Source organism: Streptomyces sp. NPDC002896, from assembly GCF_040295225.1.
Classification (GTDB): Bacteria; Actinomycetota; Actinomycetes; order Streptomycetales; family Streptomycetaceae; genus Streptomyces.
On record NZ_JBEOVA010000014.1, the window covers coordinates 201,497 to 217,316 of the forward strand.

Sequence of the window (15,820 nt, forward strand, 5' to 3'; positions counted from 1 at the left end):
CATCCCCGGTTATTTCCCGGCCCCCATGTGAGCCGCGTCACACCCCTGCCACACCCCTGCCACACCCCCGCCACACCCCCTACTGGCCAGGAAACCCACGATCGGCGCACCCAGCAGGCGCCCGCGCACCCCTCGGCAGAGGGTGATCGAGAGGGAGCAGCCAGAACGGCCCGGCTGCCGCGGAGCGGAAGGCCACTGCATGCAGCCGACCAACCGTCGTCGGATACGCGGCCCGCGCCGCAGTACCGTACTCGCGTCGCTCACCGCCCTGACCCTGGCGATGACCACGTCGGCCAGCACCGGCGGACTCATGGACGGCTCGTCGACCTCGGGGTCCCTGAGCCGGGCCCGCAACGCAGCGCTCGGCCCCTGCATGATCAGCGGTGTCATAGGCGTGCAGATGTCGGAGGGCATGCCCACGGCGACCGGCTACGCGCGCTCCACAGGCACGGTCCGGGCCCTCAACCTGATGGTCGACTTCCCCGACGTGCCCGGCGAGGGCAGCGCGATGGACCGCCTGGCGGAGTTCTTCCCGCAGACCCAGGACTGGTTCCGCACCAGTTCGTACGGCCATCTCGACTACCGCCCCGAGGCCCCCATCGACCACTGGCTGCGGATGCCCAAGAAGTTCGCGGACTACGGCATACAGCGGGGCGCCCCCTTCGACCCGGGCTACCGCCGCCTCGTGGACGACATCGTCGCCAAAGCCGACCCGGACGTGGATTTCCGCAAGTACGACCTGGTCAACATCCTGATAACCCCGAACGCCGGCCCGTCCGCCCTGGACACCGTCCTCTCCGTCACCTTCGCCGGCAACCGCGACGCCCCGACGGCGGACGGCGTCCCGATCGCCAACGCGTCCTTCATCTACAGCCGGCAGGACGACGGCTCCGGCACCTACGCCGAGACCGGCTACCGGGTCCTCCCCCACGAGAACGGCCACACCTTCGGACTGCCCGACCTCTACACCCAGGAGGGCGGCAGCGCGGTCGGCCACTGGGACATCATGAGCGAGGACTGGGGCGCCAACAACGACCTGCTCGGCTGGCACAAGTGGAAGCTCGGCTGGCTCGACAACGGCCAGATATCCTGCGCATCCACGCGCGGCACGTCGGAGCACGTCGTGACCCCCCTGTCCCGGGCCGGCGGCCAGAAGCTCCTCTTCATACCCCTGACCGAGAAGACCGGCTACGCCGTCGAGGTACGCACCAAGGCAGGCAACGACGAGGCCGTCTGCAAGCCGGGCGTCCTCATCTACCGCGTCGACGCGGACATAGACACGGGCCACGGCCCGATCACGGTCATGGACTCGACCCCTCACAGCGGCGGCTGCACCCGCAGCCCCAACGTCCAGGCGGAACTCTCCGATGCGACGTACGGGGCGGGCGGCACCTTCACCGACGCCAAGCTTCACCTGCGGATCGCGGTCACGGAGGCCGGACGGGACGGTGACTACCGGGTACGGGTCACGCGGTCATGACGGACCAGCACCCCGTACCGGCGGCGTACCGGCTGCGCATTCGCGGCGTACCGGCGGCGCATCCGCGGCGTACCGGCTGCTCAGGCGCTGCTCGTGGCCCCGGTGATGGAGGAGATGATCTGGTCGTGCGAGGTGGTCGGCACATCGAAGAAGCCGTTGTTGCGGCCGAGCCGCAGCACCGCCGCCCGGTCCGCGACGGCCTTGACGTCCCCCATGTTGTGGCTGATGAGGAGCACCCCGACGCCGCGCTCGCGCAGCTTGTCGACGAGGTCGAGCACGTGGCTGGTCTGCTGGACGCCCAGAGCGGCAGTGGGCTCGTCCAGGAGTACGGCCTTGGGCTCGCCGAGGTGCGCGCGGGAGATCGCGACACTCTGCCGCTGCCCCGCTGACAGGAAGGCGACCGGGACACGCACGTCAGGGATGCGGATGCCCAGCTCGTCGAGTTGCCGGCGGGCCTCACGCCGCATACCGCTGCCGTCGACCAGCCGGCAGAGACCGCCCAGAAGGCCGGGGCGTCGCCGCTCCCGTCCGAGGAAGAGGTTCTCGGCGACATCGAGGTTGTCGCACAGCGCCAGGTTCTGGTGGACCGTCGCGATGCCCAGGCGATGGGCGTCCTGGGGTGACCTGATGTGCGCGATCCGGCCCTCCCACTCGATGACGCCCCTGTCCGCGGGGACGACGCCCGCGATGACCTTGACGAGGGTGGACTTGCCGGCGCCGTTGTCGCCCAGCAGCGCGACGACCTCACCGCTGTGGATCTCCAGCTCCACGTCCATGAGGGCCTGCACGGCGCCGAACCGCTTGGAGATTCCACGCAGCGCCAGCAGGGGCGGGCCGGTCACGGGAACCTCACCTTCTCCGGTCACCGACGGGCTCGACGGGGTGCTGCCACCAGGCCGTTCACCATCTTTCGCCTCCGCCACCACGGCCGCAATCCATGGGGCAGCCAGCAATCCACGGGAAGCAATGCCGCGAGCGATGCCGCCTTCGGACTGCCCGGTTCCGCCAGATCGCTCAAGCCGTCCTCCGTGTGGAGGCTCCTTGCTGTGCTCGGGCGTCCGTCTGCCCGCACCCAGGGCGCACAAGTCGACATAGCGGAAGATTCTGGACACATGATGTAGACGCACGATGCACGCCGCAAGGAATGAAGGCCACAGAGCCCGCACGACGTACGGACGTACGGACGTATGTATGACAGCTCGCATGACGCTGCCGCCGTCTGGAGGAGGTGTCACCCATGGGTCACGACCGCACGGGCCGTGAGCACCGCATGGACCGTGAGCACCGCAGGAGCCGCGAGCACCGCACGAGCCGCGAGCGCACTCGGCAGCGGCGCCGGCGCCCGGGTTCCGCACTCCTCGCCATCACGGCGTTGCTGCTCGGCGCCGTCGCGTGCGGCGGAGGTCAGGGCGACACGGGTGGCCGGAAGGGCGAGAAGGTCACGATCGGCCTCGTGACCAAGACCGAGACCAACCCCTTCTTCGTGACGATGCGCGAGGCCGCCGCGGCCGCGGCGGAGAAGCACGACGCCGAGCTCATCGCTCTTGCGGGCAAGTTCGACGGCGACAACGAAGGCCAGGTCGCCGCGATCGAGAGCCTCGTCTCCCGCGGCGCGAAGGGCATCCTCGTCACCCCGTCGAACACGACGGGCATCCTGGACGCCATCGAGGAGGCCCGCCAGCAGGGCGTCCTGGTGATCGCGCTCGACACCGCGACCGATCCGCCGGACGCGGTGGACGCCACGTTCGCGACCGACAACTTCAAGGCCGGACGGCTGCAGGGCGCATACCTCAGGGCCGTGCTCGACGACCGGGAGCCCAAGGTGATCATGCTCGACGGTACGCAGGGCTCTTCGGTCAGCCGTCAGCGCCACGACGGGTTCCTCAAGGGATTCGAGATCACCGACGACTCGCCGGCGATCGTCGGGCGCGCGGACACCCATGCCGACGTGAACACGGCGCAGGGCGCGCTGGAGAACCTGCTCCAGCGCGCGAGCGACGTGAACACCGTCTACACCATCAACGAACCGGTGGCCGCGGGCGCCTACGCGGCGGTCGCCGAGCGCGGGCTCACCCAGCAAGTGTCCATCGGTTCCATCGACGGCGGGTGCTCGGGCGTACGCGACGTCAAGGCCGGCAAGTACGCGGCCACTGTCATGCAGTTCCCGGTCAGGATGGCCGACGACGGCGTGGCCGCGGTCGCCGAGTTCGCGAAGACCGGCAAGAAGCCGTCGGGCTTCACGGACACGGGCACGGTGCTCATCACCGACAAGCCGACGGCCGGGCTGAAGTCGGAGAACACGGCCTGGGGACTCGAGCAATGCTGGGGATGACCCTGGGGCCGACGCTGGGGACGACATCGCGGCGCGCAGCGGTTCGACAGGCGGTTCGAGGGGACCACCGCACCTCATGAAATCACCCGCCACCGCGCCCGCCCCCGAGAGCGAACCGGCCCTCTCCCGTTGGGAACTGCTCCGGTACGCCCTGCGCACGCCGACCGCCGGCCCCCTCGCCGTCCTGGTCATCGCCGTGGTGGTCTTCTCGCTCGCGACGGAGACCTTCCTGACACCCGCCAACCTGTCCCTGGTACTGCAGCAGTCCATCGTGATCGGCACGCTGGCCCTGGGCCAGTCCTTGATCATCCTCACCGCGGGCATCGACCTCGCCAACGGCGCCATCACGGTCCTCGGCACCGTCGTCATGGCCAGGCTCGTCTTCGAGGGCGGCGATCCCGCGGCGGCGGTGCTGCTGGGCCTGGTCGCGACGACGGCCATCGGACTTGTCAGCGGCCTGCTGGTGACCCGCCTCGGCCTCCCCCCGTTCATCGTGACCCTCGGCATCCTGACCGTCGTCTACGCGGCCGGCAGGCTGTACTCGCAGTCCCGCAGCTACCCGGTGACGGACGATCTGCTCCGCTTCTGGGGAAACGGTGTGCGCATCGACGGAGCACTCATCACCTGGGGAACATTCATGCTGGTGGGTCTGTATGCGCTCTTCTGGTACCTGCTCGCCAAGACCGCATGGGGCCGCCACGTCTACGCCGTCGGCAACGCCCCCCAGTCGGCTCGCCTGACAGGCATCAACGTGGAGCGCACGGTCCTTTCGGTCTACGTCACCGCCGGACTGCTCTACGGCCTCGCGGCCTGGCAGGCCCTCGGCCGCATCCCCAACGCCGACCCGAACGCCTACCAGACGGCGAACCTGGAGAGCATCACAGCCGTCGTCATCGGCGGAACGAGCCTGTTCGGCGGCCGCGGAGGCGTCGTCGGAACCCTCATCGGAACCCTCATCGTCAGCGTCCTCCGCTCCGGCCTCACCCAGGCCGGCATCGACAGCCTCTACCAGGACGTGGCGACCGGCACCCTCGTCATCGTGGCAGTCGGCATCGACAAGGTCCTGCAAAGAAGCCCGTCCCGATGACGACTCCCCCTCACGCTCATTTACGCCCCTTTCCCGCGCTCCCCCCTCACCTCGTAGACGCCCTTCACCCGCTCGACGGCCGCGCCGCCCAGGCACCCCGAAACCTGCCCACCTGCCGGAGCCGGCATCCGGTACGCTGTGGATCGAGCGTGGCTTCGCCGCGAGCCCTGGGCACGAGCTGATCGTCAGGTTCCCCCGGACTCTCACGCAAGCCCGGCCTTCGCCTTCGTAGCTCAGGGGATAGAGCACCGCTCTCCTAAAGCGGGTGTCGCAGGTTCGAATCCTGCCGGGGGCACACGATGAAGGGCCAGTTCAGAGGCGTGTACCTCTCGAACTGGCCCTTTCGCATGGTCGCGGCCGTGCCACTCACGTGCCACAAATGCCACTACGGTGCCACATCACCACCCCGCGTCTTGCGGATCATCGAACCGAGTCGGTCGGCAATCTCACGGTCCCGGCCGTTGACCATGTGCTGATAGATCAGCGCTGCCCGGGGCGTGCTGTGGCCCATCCGGGTCATCAGCTCACGCAGGCTCGCGCCCGAGGCAGCGAGGGTGTTCCCGGTGTGCCGAAGGTCGTGAAAGTGGATGTCTGCCGTGATGCCCGCCTTCTTCCTGGCCTTGATCCAGTCGTCCCGGAAGTTGCTCCGGCGGAGCCGCCCGCCTTGGGGGCCGAGGAAGACGTGACCGTCACGGCCAGGTCCCGCGAAGCAGTCGAGGTGCTGTTCCACGTCCGGCAGGAGTTCGGTCGGGAACGCCACCGGCCGCACTCCGGCATCGGACTTGGGCGCCTTGTCGAAGAGCGCGCCGTTCTGCATCTCCGCCTGAGAACGCCGGACCATGAGCACGGCGTTCGTGGTGTCGATGTCCCGCCGGCGGAGAGACGCCAGCTCGCCGAAGCGCAGCCCGGTGAAGGCGGCGAGCAGGATGAGCAGCCGGTAGCGCGGAGCGATCGCGTCGGCGACGGCGTACACCTCCGCCACGGTGAGGACGGGCCGTTCGGGTACGTCGTACCGGTCAGCTCCCTTGACCCGGCAGGGGTTACGCCGGATCAGCTCGTCATCCACCGCCGTGTTCAGGACCGCCCGCATGATCTGGTACGCCTTGACCACGGTCGGCTCTCCAACGCCCGCGGCGAGACGTGCTGTACGCCAGGCCCGGACCTGAGCCGTCGTGATCGAGGAGAGCGGGCGGGCGCCGAAGGTGGGCAGCAGGTGAAGCCGGATCACGGACTCATGACGCTCCCGAGAGCGATCGGCGAGCTTGCGATCCTTGAGCCATGCGACGGCGTAGTCGCCGAACTGGACTTTGCCTGCTTCGGGGTCGGCCCACTGACCGCGAGTGATGTCCGCCTCGATGTGCGTCAGCGCGACCTCAGCATCTCTCTTGGTGGCGTAGGTGTCCTCGGCACTGCGCAGTTGGCCCGTGCTGGGGTCACGGTAGCGAGCCTGCCAGCGGCCGGACTTGAGCTGCCGGACGGATCCGAATCGGCGGCGCTTGCCCTGGTTGTTCGCCATCAGGCAGCCCTCCTGAGAACAGCAGGCCGAAGGGTCAACGGCTGGATGGTGTGCTCGGCAACGAACTCAGAGACGGCGCTCTCTGGGATACGGACGTGGCGGCCGACCTTGACGAAAGTGATCCGGCGTTCCTCGATCAGACGCCGCGGGAAGCGGACGCTCGTGCCGAGGACCTCGGCAACCTGATGCACAGTGAGCAGTCGATCCATGGTCACAACTCCCCCTCGTCAGGCAGTGCGGCGAGTGCTTCGCGGGCGGTTTCGCGGTTGAGCTGGATGTCGCGGGCGATGGTCGCGGCGAGGGCGGACTCACCGGGGGTGTGGCCGTGTCCGCCGTACTGCCAGTCGGCGAGGACGAGGACGGTGTCCGGCTCGCGTTCATCGAGGCCGAGGGCTTGGCGTTCTTGGGCGGCGCGGTAGTCGGCGCGGGCCTGGCGGAGTTCGCCGAGGGTCGTCGAGTAGCGGCGGGACTTGGAGCTGAAGTGCCCGCGGAAGCCGAGCATGTGGGCCCAGGCCCAGAGGCGGCGGTCCGGGTAGAGCGGGTCGAGCCTCTTGCAGGCTTCGATGAGGCGGCGGGCGTGGTCGGGGACCTGGTGGCGGTCGAGTTCGGCGAGTTCGCCGATCCGGCGGTCGAGGGTGCCGGTGTTCTCAGCTGCTTTGGTGGCGTACTTGGCGACGTAGGAGGCCACGGCCTGTTCGGTGATGTCGGAGCCGTCGCCGAAGGCCTTGACTGGTCGTACGTCGAGCTGGGTGCCCCAGCGGAAGGTGCGGGCGGGTTGGTCGTCGGCGGCCGGGACGGAGACGGACGTGTAGCTGTGCTGGGCGGCGGCGCGGATGGCGTCGGCGAGTAGGCCGACGGTTGCCCAGGACGGCGGCGGGCTGTCGGGTCCGTCTGGGCCGTCGAGGCGAATCACGGCGTGGAAGTGGACGGCGCCGCGCTTTTGGAACTCGGCGACCTTGCCGTAGGAGAGGCGCAGGACCTCGGCGAGGGCGCGTTGGGAAAGGCCGGCGCGGGCGGCGATCTCGCGGCGGAGCCGGTTGGTGAAGCGCTGCCAGAGCTGCCCGGCGTGGTTGTTGAACAGCACTGCCCCGGCGTAGTCGTACGTTGCCGGGTCGAGTGCCGTGCCGAGCGCCGGATCGTCGGGGGCGTGCCGGGCTCCGCAGCGGCAGATGCCGCGGTCGGGCCTGTTGTGGACCGGGCCGAAGGACGGGGCGGTGAGGGTGGCAAACACCCGTGGGTGGTCGCGGACGGTGGCAGGGATGTCGCGGCGGTCGTCTCCGGCGAGCCCGGCGCGGATGAGGTGGTACGTGTCGCCCGCGTAGGTCCAGGCGCAGGCCGGGCAGCGTGAGGCTCGGCGGTTGCCGCAGGCGACGCGGAGCCGTCCACCCGGTTCCCTCTCAGTGCTGTAGTGGTGCAGGGTCTCGCCGGTCGTCTTGTCCTTGGCGAGTGTCCAGCCGGTGAGGTGGATGGGGTCGGCGCAGCCTCCGGTGCGGCGGATCTGGTCTTGCCAGCGGTCGAAGCCCGGTGACCCGGCCACCCGCAGCAGGTCGCCGAGGGTGGTCGGGTCCAGGCCCGCGAAGGTCGCGGAGTCGGTCATGCGCTCACCTCGGGCGAGGCGGTCATGCCGTCCAGTTCGCGGGCGGCTTCAGTTGCAGCGGTGGCGATGGCGCGTAGCACGTCGGCGGTGCCGGGGATGGCGATGAGCGCGATGTCCACGGGTCCGCCGCCGATACGCAGGGTCACGAAGCGGCCTCCGCGGTCGGCGCCGGTGTCGGGGAAGGAGACGACGCGGGTGCGGGTGTCGGCGCCCAGGTGGGCGGTGATGGTGAGGTCGTTCATGCCCGGCCCCCGGTGACGGCGGCGACGCGGGCGGGCAGCGTGCCGGTGCCGTGGCAGGCCGGGCAGTGCACGGTGATGGTGCGCAGGTGGCCGCGTTGGTCGCGTCCGCCGAGAGTGATCGCGGCGGAGGCGAAGCCGTCGCAAGCCGGGCAGATGCGCCGTGCGGGGCGGGTGCGGTCGGTCATGATGGGAGTTCCTTCCGGTTGAGAGATCGGACAGGGACGGCGCCCGGGCGGCGGATGCTTGGCGGTGTCAGACCGCCCGGGGGCCGGTCAGCGGCGCTTGGTCTCGGAGGCGAGCAGCGTGCGGACGACGAGCGCGCACACGGCGACCGAGGCAGCAGTGACGGCGACCGCCAGGAGCATGGAGACCAGGACGGCGCCGACGACCAGGACCACGGCGGTGCCGCCGCCGATGAGGGCGACCAGGGCGCCCGGGGTGAGCTGCACCGTGGGCCGGGCGGGTGCGGGTGCCGGGGCGACGGGCAGGGGTGCCGGGGAGTGCTGGACGACGGCGGTCGGCTCGACCACGGGCGGGGTGACGATGCCGGTCGGCGTGGGGTTGGTCGGGACCTTGGGGCGGAGCATGGCGGTTCTCCCTTCGCGGGCTTACTTGACGGCGGTGTCGATGACGGGGGCCAAGAGGCTGTCGGCGAGGAGGTAGCCACCGAGCAGGAGCACGGCGACGAGCCACCAGGGCGGGCGGATGAGCTTGATGCCGAGCCAGCCGACGACGATCAGGGCGAGCCAGAGCGGGACATCCATGGCGGTGGCCTCCTAGCGGACCTTGCAGCGGTGGGTGCGGGCGGCGAGCTGGGCGGCGGACTGGCTGGAGAAATCCGAGGACCAGCCGCAGCGGTCGGCGGTGCACACGGCGGCGTGCTTGGTCTGGCCGTGCCGGTCGCGGTGAGTGCCGATCTGCACCGGGCCGATCCGCATCACGGAGTGGAAGAAGTCGCGGGCGGGCATGGGCTGTTCTCCTCTCGGTGTCAGGTGAGCTGGGCGGCGATGACGTCGGCCATCGGGGCGGGGACGCCGAGGCGGGCGCGCAGGGTGTCGGTGTCGATCCGGGTGCCGGTACGTGCCTCGTGGTCGGCGGCGACCTTGCGGGCGTGGTCGACCAGCGCGGCCGGGACCGGCGGGGCCGGAGTCGGGTCGGCGGTGGGCAGGGCCGGGGCTTCATCGGCTGCGGCGACCGCGGCATGCTCCGGCTCCGGGGCGGAGTCCGGCTCGATGGGTTCGGGGGCCGGGGCTGCGGGCGCCGGCGGAACCGGCACCCGGTCCCCGGCCGAGTGCGAGTGCGAGTGCGCGAGGAGGGTGCCGCCGAGGAAGGCGAGGGCGGGCCATCCGGCGACGCCGAACCGCAGCCAGGCCGGAGGGTGGGCGAGGTCGAGGAATCCGGCAGTGGCGACGTTGGCGCCGAGCGAGGCGAACAGCGCGATAAGGAACCAGCACCAGGCCAGCCGGGACGGGCCGTCACCGCGGAGCCGACGCCAGGCGGCGACCAAGAGCAGGTCGACGCTGATGGGGTAGGCCCATGCCTTCCAGCCGGATTGCCCGGCTGCGGCGGCAAGGTCGTGCAGGTGGGCGAAGGACAGGGCACCGGCAATCACTGCTTGGACGAGCACGGCGTCCAGGCGGAGCGAGCGGGGCATGTCTTCACCTCCTTCGCGGGGTTGGGCCGGGACGGGGCGGGGATCAGGTCCGGCCGCCCGGTCCCAGCGGGCTTCAGTCGTTTCGGACATGAGTGGGGTAGGGACTTGGCGCGAGGGTCGCGCCGACCGTGGAACGGGAGGTGAGTCAGGCGGCGGCCGATGCTGTTTCGACGGCCGGGGCCGGGACCGGCTTCAGCTGCGGCAGCGCGGGCCGGAAGGCAGCCAGTTCGGGCACGTCCGGCGTACGGTCCGCGTGCCGATTGCAAGCGTTCACGGCCTGCCGCAGCGTCGTGTGCGGGGTGCGGATACGAGCCCAGCCGCCGGAGGAGTCGCCGGTCACAGCGAGGCCGGGCGTCTCGGTGGGAATCTGGATCGCGGCGAGGACGGCGTCCGGGGCGATATCGCCGAAGGCCATGTTGGCGCTGGATTCGTCGTTGACGCGGTGCGCGGTCCGGCCGGTGAGCTGGGCGCGCAGCATGGTGATGCCCTTGCCGAGTTCGGAGCCGAAGCGCTGCCCGCAGATCTCCAGGTAGATCCCGGCCGCGCGGCCGAGCTGGGCGAGCCGGGCCAGTGCGGTGATGATCCGGTCTCGGCGCTTCTCCTCCTCCTTCGTGGCGAACAGGGCGAGTTCGGCAACCTCGTCGACCAGGAGCACGATCGGGGTCGGGCGCAGGTCGTCGGGCAGGTCCCAGATGTCGGCGGCGATCTCGGCATCCGGCACGTCAGCGGTGATCCGCTGCTCGGCGCGGATGAGCTGATAGACGCCCTCCATGTGGGAGACAAGCGCGTCGAGAAGTTCGGCAGCGGTGTCGGGGTTGTCAGCGAGCGCCGAGAAGCGGCGGGCCAGCGGGAAGAGTTCAACGCCCTGCTTGCAGTCGATGCCGACCAACGCGACGTCCTGCGCGGCGAGCCCGGCAACGAGGTTGCGCTGGTAGACGGACTTGCCGGACTTCGTGGCGCCAAGCGTGAGCGCGTGCGGGATCGCGCGGTAGTCGCGGTAGTGCACCGCTCCGTCTTCCCGCAGAGCGACCGGAACCCGCATGGGGGCACGGTCCACCTTCGCGGGCATCTGCACCCGCTTCAGCACGTCGTAGCCGGTCATTCGCAACTCGACGACGCTGGAGCGGAGTTCACGAGAGGTGACGCCGTACATCGCGAACGAGTGACGCAGACGGTCCGTGGCCGCTGCGACATCGAACGCGTCCTGTCCGGGACGGAGCTTGAGCCGCAGGACCAGGCCGGTACGGGTCGGGCGTATCCGCAGGATGCGCGGCGGACGCGACTCCGGCGCCGGGCGGTTGCTCATCCGGGCAAGGGCCAGACGCCAGCGGGACGGCGGAACGGTCAGCCCGCAGGCATCCATGACCGAGGCGTACCGCACCAGGACTCGCAGCGTGGCGAGGGTGATGCCGAAAGTCAGCCAGTACCAGGCGGGGCGCCGCCACCGCAGGAGTCCCGCGGTGACGACGACCAGCAGCAGTAAGACGGTCAGCCACGTCATGGCTCAGGCCGCCTTCGGCTTCGAGGCGCCAGCAGCGAGCGAGGTGACTGCGACCGCGCGGTAGGCGATGCCGTGCCGCTTCTGCCCGTTGAACTCGTTCTCCCACGGTCGGGCGATCAGCCCGGTGACTGCGACAGGCGTACCCATCACCAGCTCACCGGAGATACCCAGCTCGGGGACGGTCACGGTCAGGATCTCCACCTCGCCGTTCGCCGCGAACATCACGTCCACGGTCGACAGCGGGGCACCGGTCTCAGCGTCCATCGCGCGCTCACCGGAGCGGCGGTCCTTGACCTTGGGCTGCGGGGGCTGGGCCACCATCACGGAGGCGGCGGAGGTGTCGACGGGGATCTGACGCACAGGGGATCACTCCTCTATAGAGGCTCGACTCCGTCACTCATGTACATGAGTGACATGAAGAAGAGTGCATGACTCCTGTACATGAGTCAACCCGCCGCGATGACGAACTCGCGACGGGCTGCAAGAAGTTGAGGGTGCGTCAGTCGGCGGCTGGGATCCGATACTCGAAAACGAACTGGTCAGCGGCCATGAGCGTGTCGCAGACCTCCACGACACGACCCTCGGTCGTCACGGCATTCCGGATCAGATGGACCACCGGGGAACCGGGGCTCAACGACAGCTCGGACGCCTCCGCCTTGGAGGCCGGGCGCGCTTGCAGCGTCTCAACGAATTCGTCGAACTCATGCCCGTGGTCCTCGAGTCGGGCGTAGATGCCACCGCCGCCGGGGTTCTCGGCGAACAGCTCGGGGATGTCCTTCACGACATCCCACGGCAGGTACGAACTCGCCGTCTCCACGGGGGTGCCGTTGCGGAAGTAGAGGCGCCGCCGGGCAAGCACCTGAGTGCCGGCCGCGACGCCCAACCGCTCGGCGATGTCCTCGGGCGCGTCCATCGGCCCGATATACAGGACGCTCACCTTGGCCGAGGCGCCCGACTGCTCGGACTCGGCGAGATACGCAGCCTTGCCGCCCTGGCGGTGCGAACGCCGGAAGCGGTCGGAGGAGCGATGCCGTACCGGCGGCCGATCCTTCACGATCGAGCCCTTACCGTGCCGAGTATCGACGAGCCCGCTCGCGCGCACCTCGACCATGGCCTTACGAATCGTCCCGCCCGAGACGCCGTAGCGATCGACGAGCTCCGATTCGCTCGGCACCATGTCACCAGGCCTGAGGACACCTGCCCGGATCTGCTGCACGATCTCGTCGGCGATCTGCACGTACCGAGGTACGGCCCTCCCATCTCCTACCGCGGTTCCCATAGTCCTTCTCTTCCTCCTATGCTCCTGTACATGAGTAACCATGCCCGGGAAGGCCAGTCAACGCCACTGCACTCCGTATCCGTCGCCGGGGTCGTGGTACGAGAAGACGGCCGACTCCTGGCGATCCGCCGCGCCGACAACGGGACTTGGGAGCTCCCCGGCGGTGTACTGGAACTCAACGAGGCCCCGGAAGCGGGCGTTACCCGCGAGGTCATGGAAGAGACCGGCATCCACGTCGAGGTGGACCAGCTCACCGGGGTCTACAAGAACACCACGCGCGGCATCGTCGCCCTGGTCTTCCGCTGCAAGCCCTCAGGCGGCAGTGAGCGGACCTCTGCCGAGTCAACGGCGGTCGAGTGGCTCACGCCCCAAGAGGTCTCCGAGCGCATGTCCGAGGTCTACGCGATCCGACTTCTGGACGCCTTGGACGGCAACGCCCCGCATGTGCGGAGCCACGACGGCAAGCACCTGATCCAAGCGCGGTAGAACTTTCCCTACTTCATCAAGCCCGCGCACGGCGCGGGAGCGCGCCGCCTCTGCGGCGCGGCCTGCCTCCTGTCTCCGCCCCGGCTGGCCGCGCCCGGCGGCGCGCTCGCGGCTGCGGGCATGAAGGAGGAGAAACCCTCTGTGGCTGGGGCGGTCGGCTCCACGACTTTAGCCAGCCACTTTGGCGCGAGCCTCTAAGATCATGGCCCCAACGTCGTGCTTTACCGGGCAGGTCCACAGACTGCCCGACGCGCCGGAAGCTTACGGGGCCATGATCACTCGCGCCAAAGCAGCTCCCGGCCAAAGTCGTTCCGCCGACCTCACGTGATCGTTATTGTGCGGACCACCGACACGGGAGGTCCCATGGCTGACTACGCCACCCACGCTCAGAACGCTCGCGAGTTGCTCGAAGCAGTCGACCCCAAGTCCCTGGCTAAGAAGCGCTTGTACGACTCAGTCATCGCAGTCGCCCAGGTTGAGGCGATCCTGGCCCTTGCCGCGGCGGCAGCCGAGCAGGGGATAGGCACAGACCTACGCTGAGTCGCCGTATCGGATTGCTGTACAGCAGCGGAGTACAGCAACCACGCCGACCGTCAGTGAACGCCCTGGATCTTCAAAGGCTGACTGACCAGGCCCGCAGACCTCAGCGACCCGTCGTGCCCGTAGTTCACATCGAGGGGCGCCTGAGCTGGCGCTGAGCAGTGGTGCCTCAGGGTCCGTGCCCCATCCGTGCCCGATGAGGCGGGGAACCACGGGGAATCACAGCCACCGACGGAGAAAGCGCACGGCAACGGCCCCTGACAGATTTGACTGGTCAGGGGCCGTTTCACCTGGCGGTGGGTGTGGGATTTGAACCCACGGTGACTTGCGCCACGACGGTTTTCAAGATCGTAGCTGTTCTTGGCAACCTTGCATGGGCTCAGATCACGCCCTGTGGCCAGGCCGGTCTACAGCACACGCAAGGCTTGATCCACGTCCCGCTCGCGCCTGGCCAGCGCATGCAACACGGCTTTATCACCGTGCCGGTCACGGGCGGCTGCGACGAGCACGTCCACCGCGATGGCGAGCGCAGCATCGGGCACATGACATTGATCGTCCACGCTCAGCGCCAGGTCATCGAGGTGCACCGCCAGCTCGACGCAACGGGTCTGCAGGTAGCCGTCGAGCAGCATCTCCTCTCCCGGCCGGTGGAGGATGGCCACCCGCCGATCGGTCGGCTCCTCATCCAGCCGCTGCGCCAGCCGTTCCCACGCCGTCCGTGCCTGCTCAGCCACGACAGCGGGGCCGGCCGCGGCTGTTTCCTCGCTCCGCGCACGCACCCCGACGTTGAGCGCTGAGTCCGGCAACGACGTGTCGACGAGTCTCGCGTAATACCGCACCGGCGCCACCGGTTCCGCGCCGAGCACCTGACCGTCGAGGAACCACTCAACCTGCAGGACGCTACGTGCAAGGTGACCAGCCAGCCCGCCCACCGACATTCCGGGGAGCACGGACTCCGTTTCCCAACAACGGGCTACCTGCTCCGTGGCCAGCAGGTGCACAGCCCTCTCGGCGGCCTGTAGATATGCCTTCCGTATCCCATCAGTCATGCAGGGCATCATCACCGCATCAACATCACGGCGGCTGGTCCGTCCACCTCGTGGACCGCCGGTCACTGCCCACGCACGCCCGCCGCATGCAGACCGGGCAGACGTGCCACAGCCGTGCCAGATGGAGCGGGGACTTACGGGGAACGACGGGTGCCAGCGGGACTCACATACCGCAGACACCGAACCAACGTTACCCAGGTCAGGCCTCAAGTCGCCTCACCTCGCTCCTAAAGCGGGTGTCGCAGGTTCGAATCCTGCCGGGGGCACCAGGCAAAAGGCCACCTACCGATCTTGGTAGGTGGCCTTTGACATCCAGGTCTGACATCAACGGGCGCGGTCACTGACGACCGGGGCGCCTCCTCAGCAGCCGGTCCATGTGGCTCATCGCCTCGCGTTGGGTGTCCTGCACGACGTGCGTGTAGACGTCCATGGTGATGCTGATCTGACTGTGCCCGAGGATCTCCATCACGACGCGGGGCGCGACTCCGGCCGCCGTGAGGAGGGTGGCCGTGCCATGCCGGGCGTCGTGCAGCCGGATGGCGCGGAGGCCGGCGGACTGGGCGACGCGGGTGAAGGAGCGGTAGACGTTCCTCGGCTCGACCGGGCGACCCGTGCGAGTGGTGAAGACGTAGGCCGGCTCCTGCCACTGCTCCCCGCCTTGGCTCGCGCAGCTGCCTGCCGCATCCGGTGCCAACGCAGGGGCGCGATGCAGAGGGCGGGCAGCGGGACGGCGCGACGGCGGCGCACGTCGCGGGCGCGCGCCGCCTTTCCGGCGCGGACGGCCTCCTGTCTTCGCCCCGGCCAGCCGCGCCCAGCGGCGCGCTGCGTGCTGCGGGCTGCGGGCTGCGGGCTGCGGGCTGCGGGCTGAGGAAGAAAACCCTCTGTGGCTGGGGTGGTTGGCTCCACGGCTTTAGGCAGCAGCTTTGGCGCGAGCCTCGCAGATCATGGCCCCACATCGGGCACTAGTACTGCAACGGTGCTTGTTCTGAGTGCTGGGCAGTTTTCAGGGGCTGTGTCCGCGTCGTTTGTAGTGGCTGATGCGGGCTTGATGCTGGCG

At 69.3% G+C, this 15,820-nt stretch carries 19 protein-coding genes, 1 tRNA gene and 1 pseudogene; 6 read left to right on the top strand and 15 right to left on the bottom strand.

All coding sequences use genetic code 11. The annotated features are described in order from the left end of the window. Positions 1–199 precede the first annotated feature (199 nt). Positions 200–1,480, top strand: coding sequence for a M6 family metalloprotease domain-containing protein (locus ABT009_RS26510; protein WP_351299785.1), 1,281 nt, complete (start codon positions 200–202; stop codon positions 1,478–1,480). Positions 1,481–1,560: 80 nt separating this feature from the next. On the opposite strand, the gene ABT009_RS26515 is transcribed toward ABT009_RS26510, so the two are convergent. Next, a complete protein-coding gene (locus ABT009_RS26515) occupies positions 1,561–2,322 on the bottom strand; it encodes an ATP-binding cassette domain-containing protein (RefSeq protein WP_351299788.1) in 762 nt (253 codons plus the stop codon). A gap of 395 nt (positions 2,323–2,717) precedes the next feature. Between ABT009_RS26515 and ABT009_RS26520 the strand changes: the two genes are divergently transcribed. From ABT009_RS26520 to ABT009_RS26530, 3 genes are all read left to right on the top strand, one after another. Continuing rightward, the gene (locus ABT009_RS26520; RefSeq protein ID WP_351299791.1) at positions 2,718–3,812 is read left to right on the top strand and encodes a substrate-binding domain-containing protein; all 1,095 of its coding nucleotides are present in this window, start codon (positions 2,718–2,720) and stop codon (positions 3,810–3,812) included. A 76-nt stretch (positions 3,813–3,888) separates the two neighbouring features. After that, the gene (locus ABT009_RS26525) at positions 3,889–4,899 is read left to right on the top strand and encodes an ABC transporter permease (protein WP_351299794.1); all 1,011 of its coding nucleotides are present in this window, start codon (positions 3,889–3,891) and stop codon (positions 4,897–4,899) included. A 222-nt stretch (positions 4,900–5,121) separates the two neighbouring features. After that, positions 5,122–5,194 (top strand) — tRNA-Arg (locus ABT009_RS26530). Between the two features lie 90 nt (positions 5,195–5,284). Here ABT009_RS26530 and ABT009_RS26535 read toward each other — a convergent pair. The 12 genes from ABT009_RS26535 to ABT009_RS26590 form a co-directional block, all read right to left on the bottom strand. Continuing rightward, positions 5,285–6,415, bottom strand: coding sequence for a tyrosine-type recombinase/integrase (locus tag ABT009_RS26535; protein WP_351299796.1), 1,131 nt, complete (start codon positions 6,413–6,415; stop codon positions 5,285–5,287). Next, positions 6,415–6,624: an excisionase family DNA-binding protein gene (locus ABT009_RS26540; RefSeq protein WP_351299799.1), complete on the bottom strand. Its 210-nt coding sequence runs from the start codon at positions 6,622–6,624 to the stop codon at positions 6,415–6,417. Before ABT009_RS26540 ends, ABT009_RS26535 begins: the two co-directional genes overlap by 1 nt. A gap of 2 nt (positions 6,625–6,626) precedes the next feature. Beyond that, a complete protein-coding gene (gene repSA, locus ABT009_RS26545) occupies positions 6,627–8,012 on the bottom strand; it encodes a replication initiator protein RepSA (protein ID WP_351299802.1) in 1,386 nt (461 codons plus the stop codon). Next, on the bottom strand, positions 8,009–8,254 hold the full coding sequence (locus ABT009_RS26550) for a hypothetical protein (protein ID WP_351299804.1): 246 nt from the start codon (positions 8,252–8,254) through the stop codon (positions 8,009–8,011). Before ABT009_RS26550 ends, repSA begins: the two co-directional genes overlap by 4 nt. Then, positions 8,251–8,439 (bottom strand): hypothetical protein, encoded by a 189-nt coding sequence (locus ABT009_RS26555; protein WP_351299807.1) that lies wholly within the window; start codon positions 8,437–8,439, stop codon positions 8,251–8,253. The genes ABT009_RS26550 and ABT009_RS26555 overlap by 4 nt, the downstream gene beginning before the upstream one ends. Positions 8,440–8,526: 87 nt before the next feature. Continuing rightward, a complete protein-coding gene (locus tag ABT009_RS26560; RefSeq protein WP_351299810.1) occupies positions 8,527–8,841 on the bottom strand; it encodes a SpdD-like protein in 315 nt (104 codons plus the stop codon). Between the two features lie 21 nt (positions 8,842–8,862). Continuing rightward, the gene (locus ABT009_RS26565) at positions 8,863–9,018 is read right to left on the bottom strand and encodes a hypothetical protein (protein WP_351299813.1); all 156 of its coding nucleotides are present in this window, start codon (positions 9,016–9,018) and stop codon (positions 8,863–8,865) included. 12 nt (positions 9,019–9,030) lie between these two features. Beyond that, positions 9,031–9,222: a mobile element transfer protein gene (locus ABT009_RS26570; protein WP_351299815.1), complete on the bottom strand. Its 192-nt coding sequence runs from the start codon at positions 9,220–9,222 to the stop codon at positions 9,031–9,033. Positions 9,223–9,242: 20 nt separating this feature from the next. Continuing rightward, complete coding sequence (locus tag ABT009_RS26575) at positions 9,243–9,908, bottom strand: DUF2637 domain-containing protein (RefSeq protein ID WP_351299818.1); 666 nt, start codon at positions 9,906–9,908, stop codon at positions 9,243–9,245. Positions 9,909–10,053: 145 nt separating this feature from the next. Next, entirely contained in the window at positions 10,054–11,409 is a 1,356-nt protein-coding gene (locus ABT009_RS26580; protein WP_351299820.1) for an FtsK/SpoIIIE domain-containing protein, read from the bottom strand. Positions 11,410–11,412: 3 nt separating this feature from the next. Next, positions 11,413–11,769 carry an SCO3933 family regulatory protein gene (locus ABT009_RS26585; RefSeq protein ID WP_351299823.1) on the bottom strand — a complete coding sequence of 119 codons (357 nt, stop codon included), beginning with the start codon at positions 11,767–11,769 and terminating at the stop codon, positions 11,413–11,415. A gap of 139 nt (positions 11,770–11,908) precedes the next feature. Continuing rightward, positions 11,909–12,688: a GntR family transcriptional regulator gene (locus ABT009_RS26590; protein ID WP_351299826.1), complete on the bottom strand. Its 780-nt coding sequence runs from the start codon at positions 12,686–12,688 to the stop codon at positions 11,909–11,911. Positions 12,689–12,706: 18 nt separating this feature from the next. Here ABT009_RS26590 and ABT009_RS26595 point away from each other — a divergent pair, with 18 nt between their 5' ends. Together ABT009_RS26595 and ABT009_RS26600 are read left to right on the top strand one after the other, a co-directional pair. Beyond that, positions 12,707–13,174, top strand: coding sequence for an NUDIX hydrolase (locus tag ABT009_RS26595; RefSeq protein WP_351299829.1), 468 nt, complete (start codon positions 12,707–12,709; stop codon positions 13,172–13,174). A 363-nt stretch (positions 13,175–13,537) separates the two neighbouring features. Beyond that, positions 13,538–13,714: a hypothetical protein gene (locus ABT009_RS26600; protein ID WP_351299832.1), complete on the top strand. Its 177-nt coding sequence runs from the start codon at positions 13,538–13,540 to the stop codon at positions 13,712–13,714. A 407-nt stretch (positions 13,715–14,121) separates the two neighbouring features. On the opposite strand, the gene ABT009_RS26605 is transcribed toward ABT009_RS26600, so the two are convergent. Both ABT009_RS26605 and ABT009_RS26610 read right to left on the bottom strand, forming a co-directional pair. Then, the gene (locus tag ABT009_RS26605) at positions 14,122–14,763 is read right to left on the bottom strand and encodes a maleylpyruvate isomerase N-terminal domain-containing protein (protein ID WP_351299835.1); all 642 of its coding nucleotides are present in this window, start codon (positions 14,761–14,763) and stop codon (positions 14,122–14,124) included. 337 nt (positions 14,764–15,100) lie between these two features. After that, positions 15,101–15,507, bottom strand: a pseudogene (locus ABT009_RS26610) (tyrosine-type recombinase/integrase); the annotation flags it as partial. Positions 15,508–15,820 lie beyond the last annotated feature (313 nt).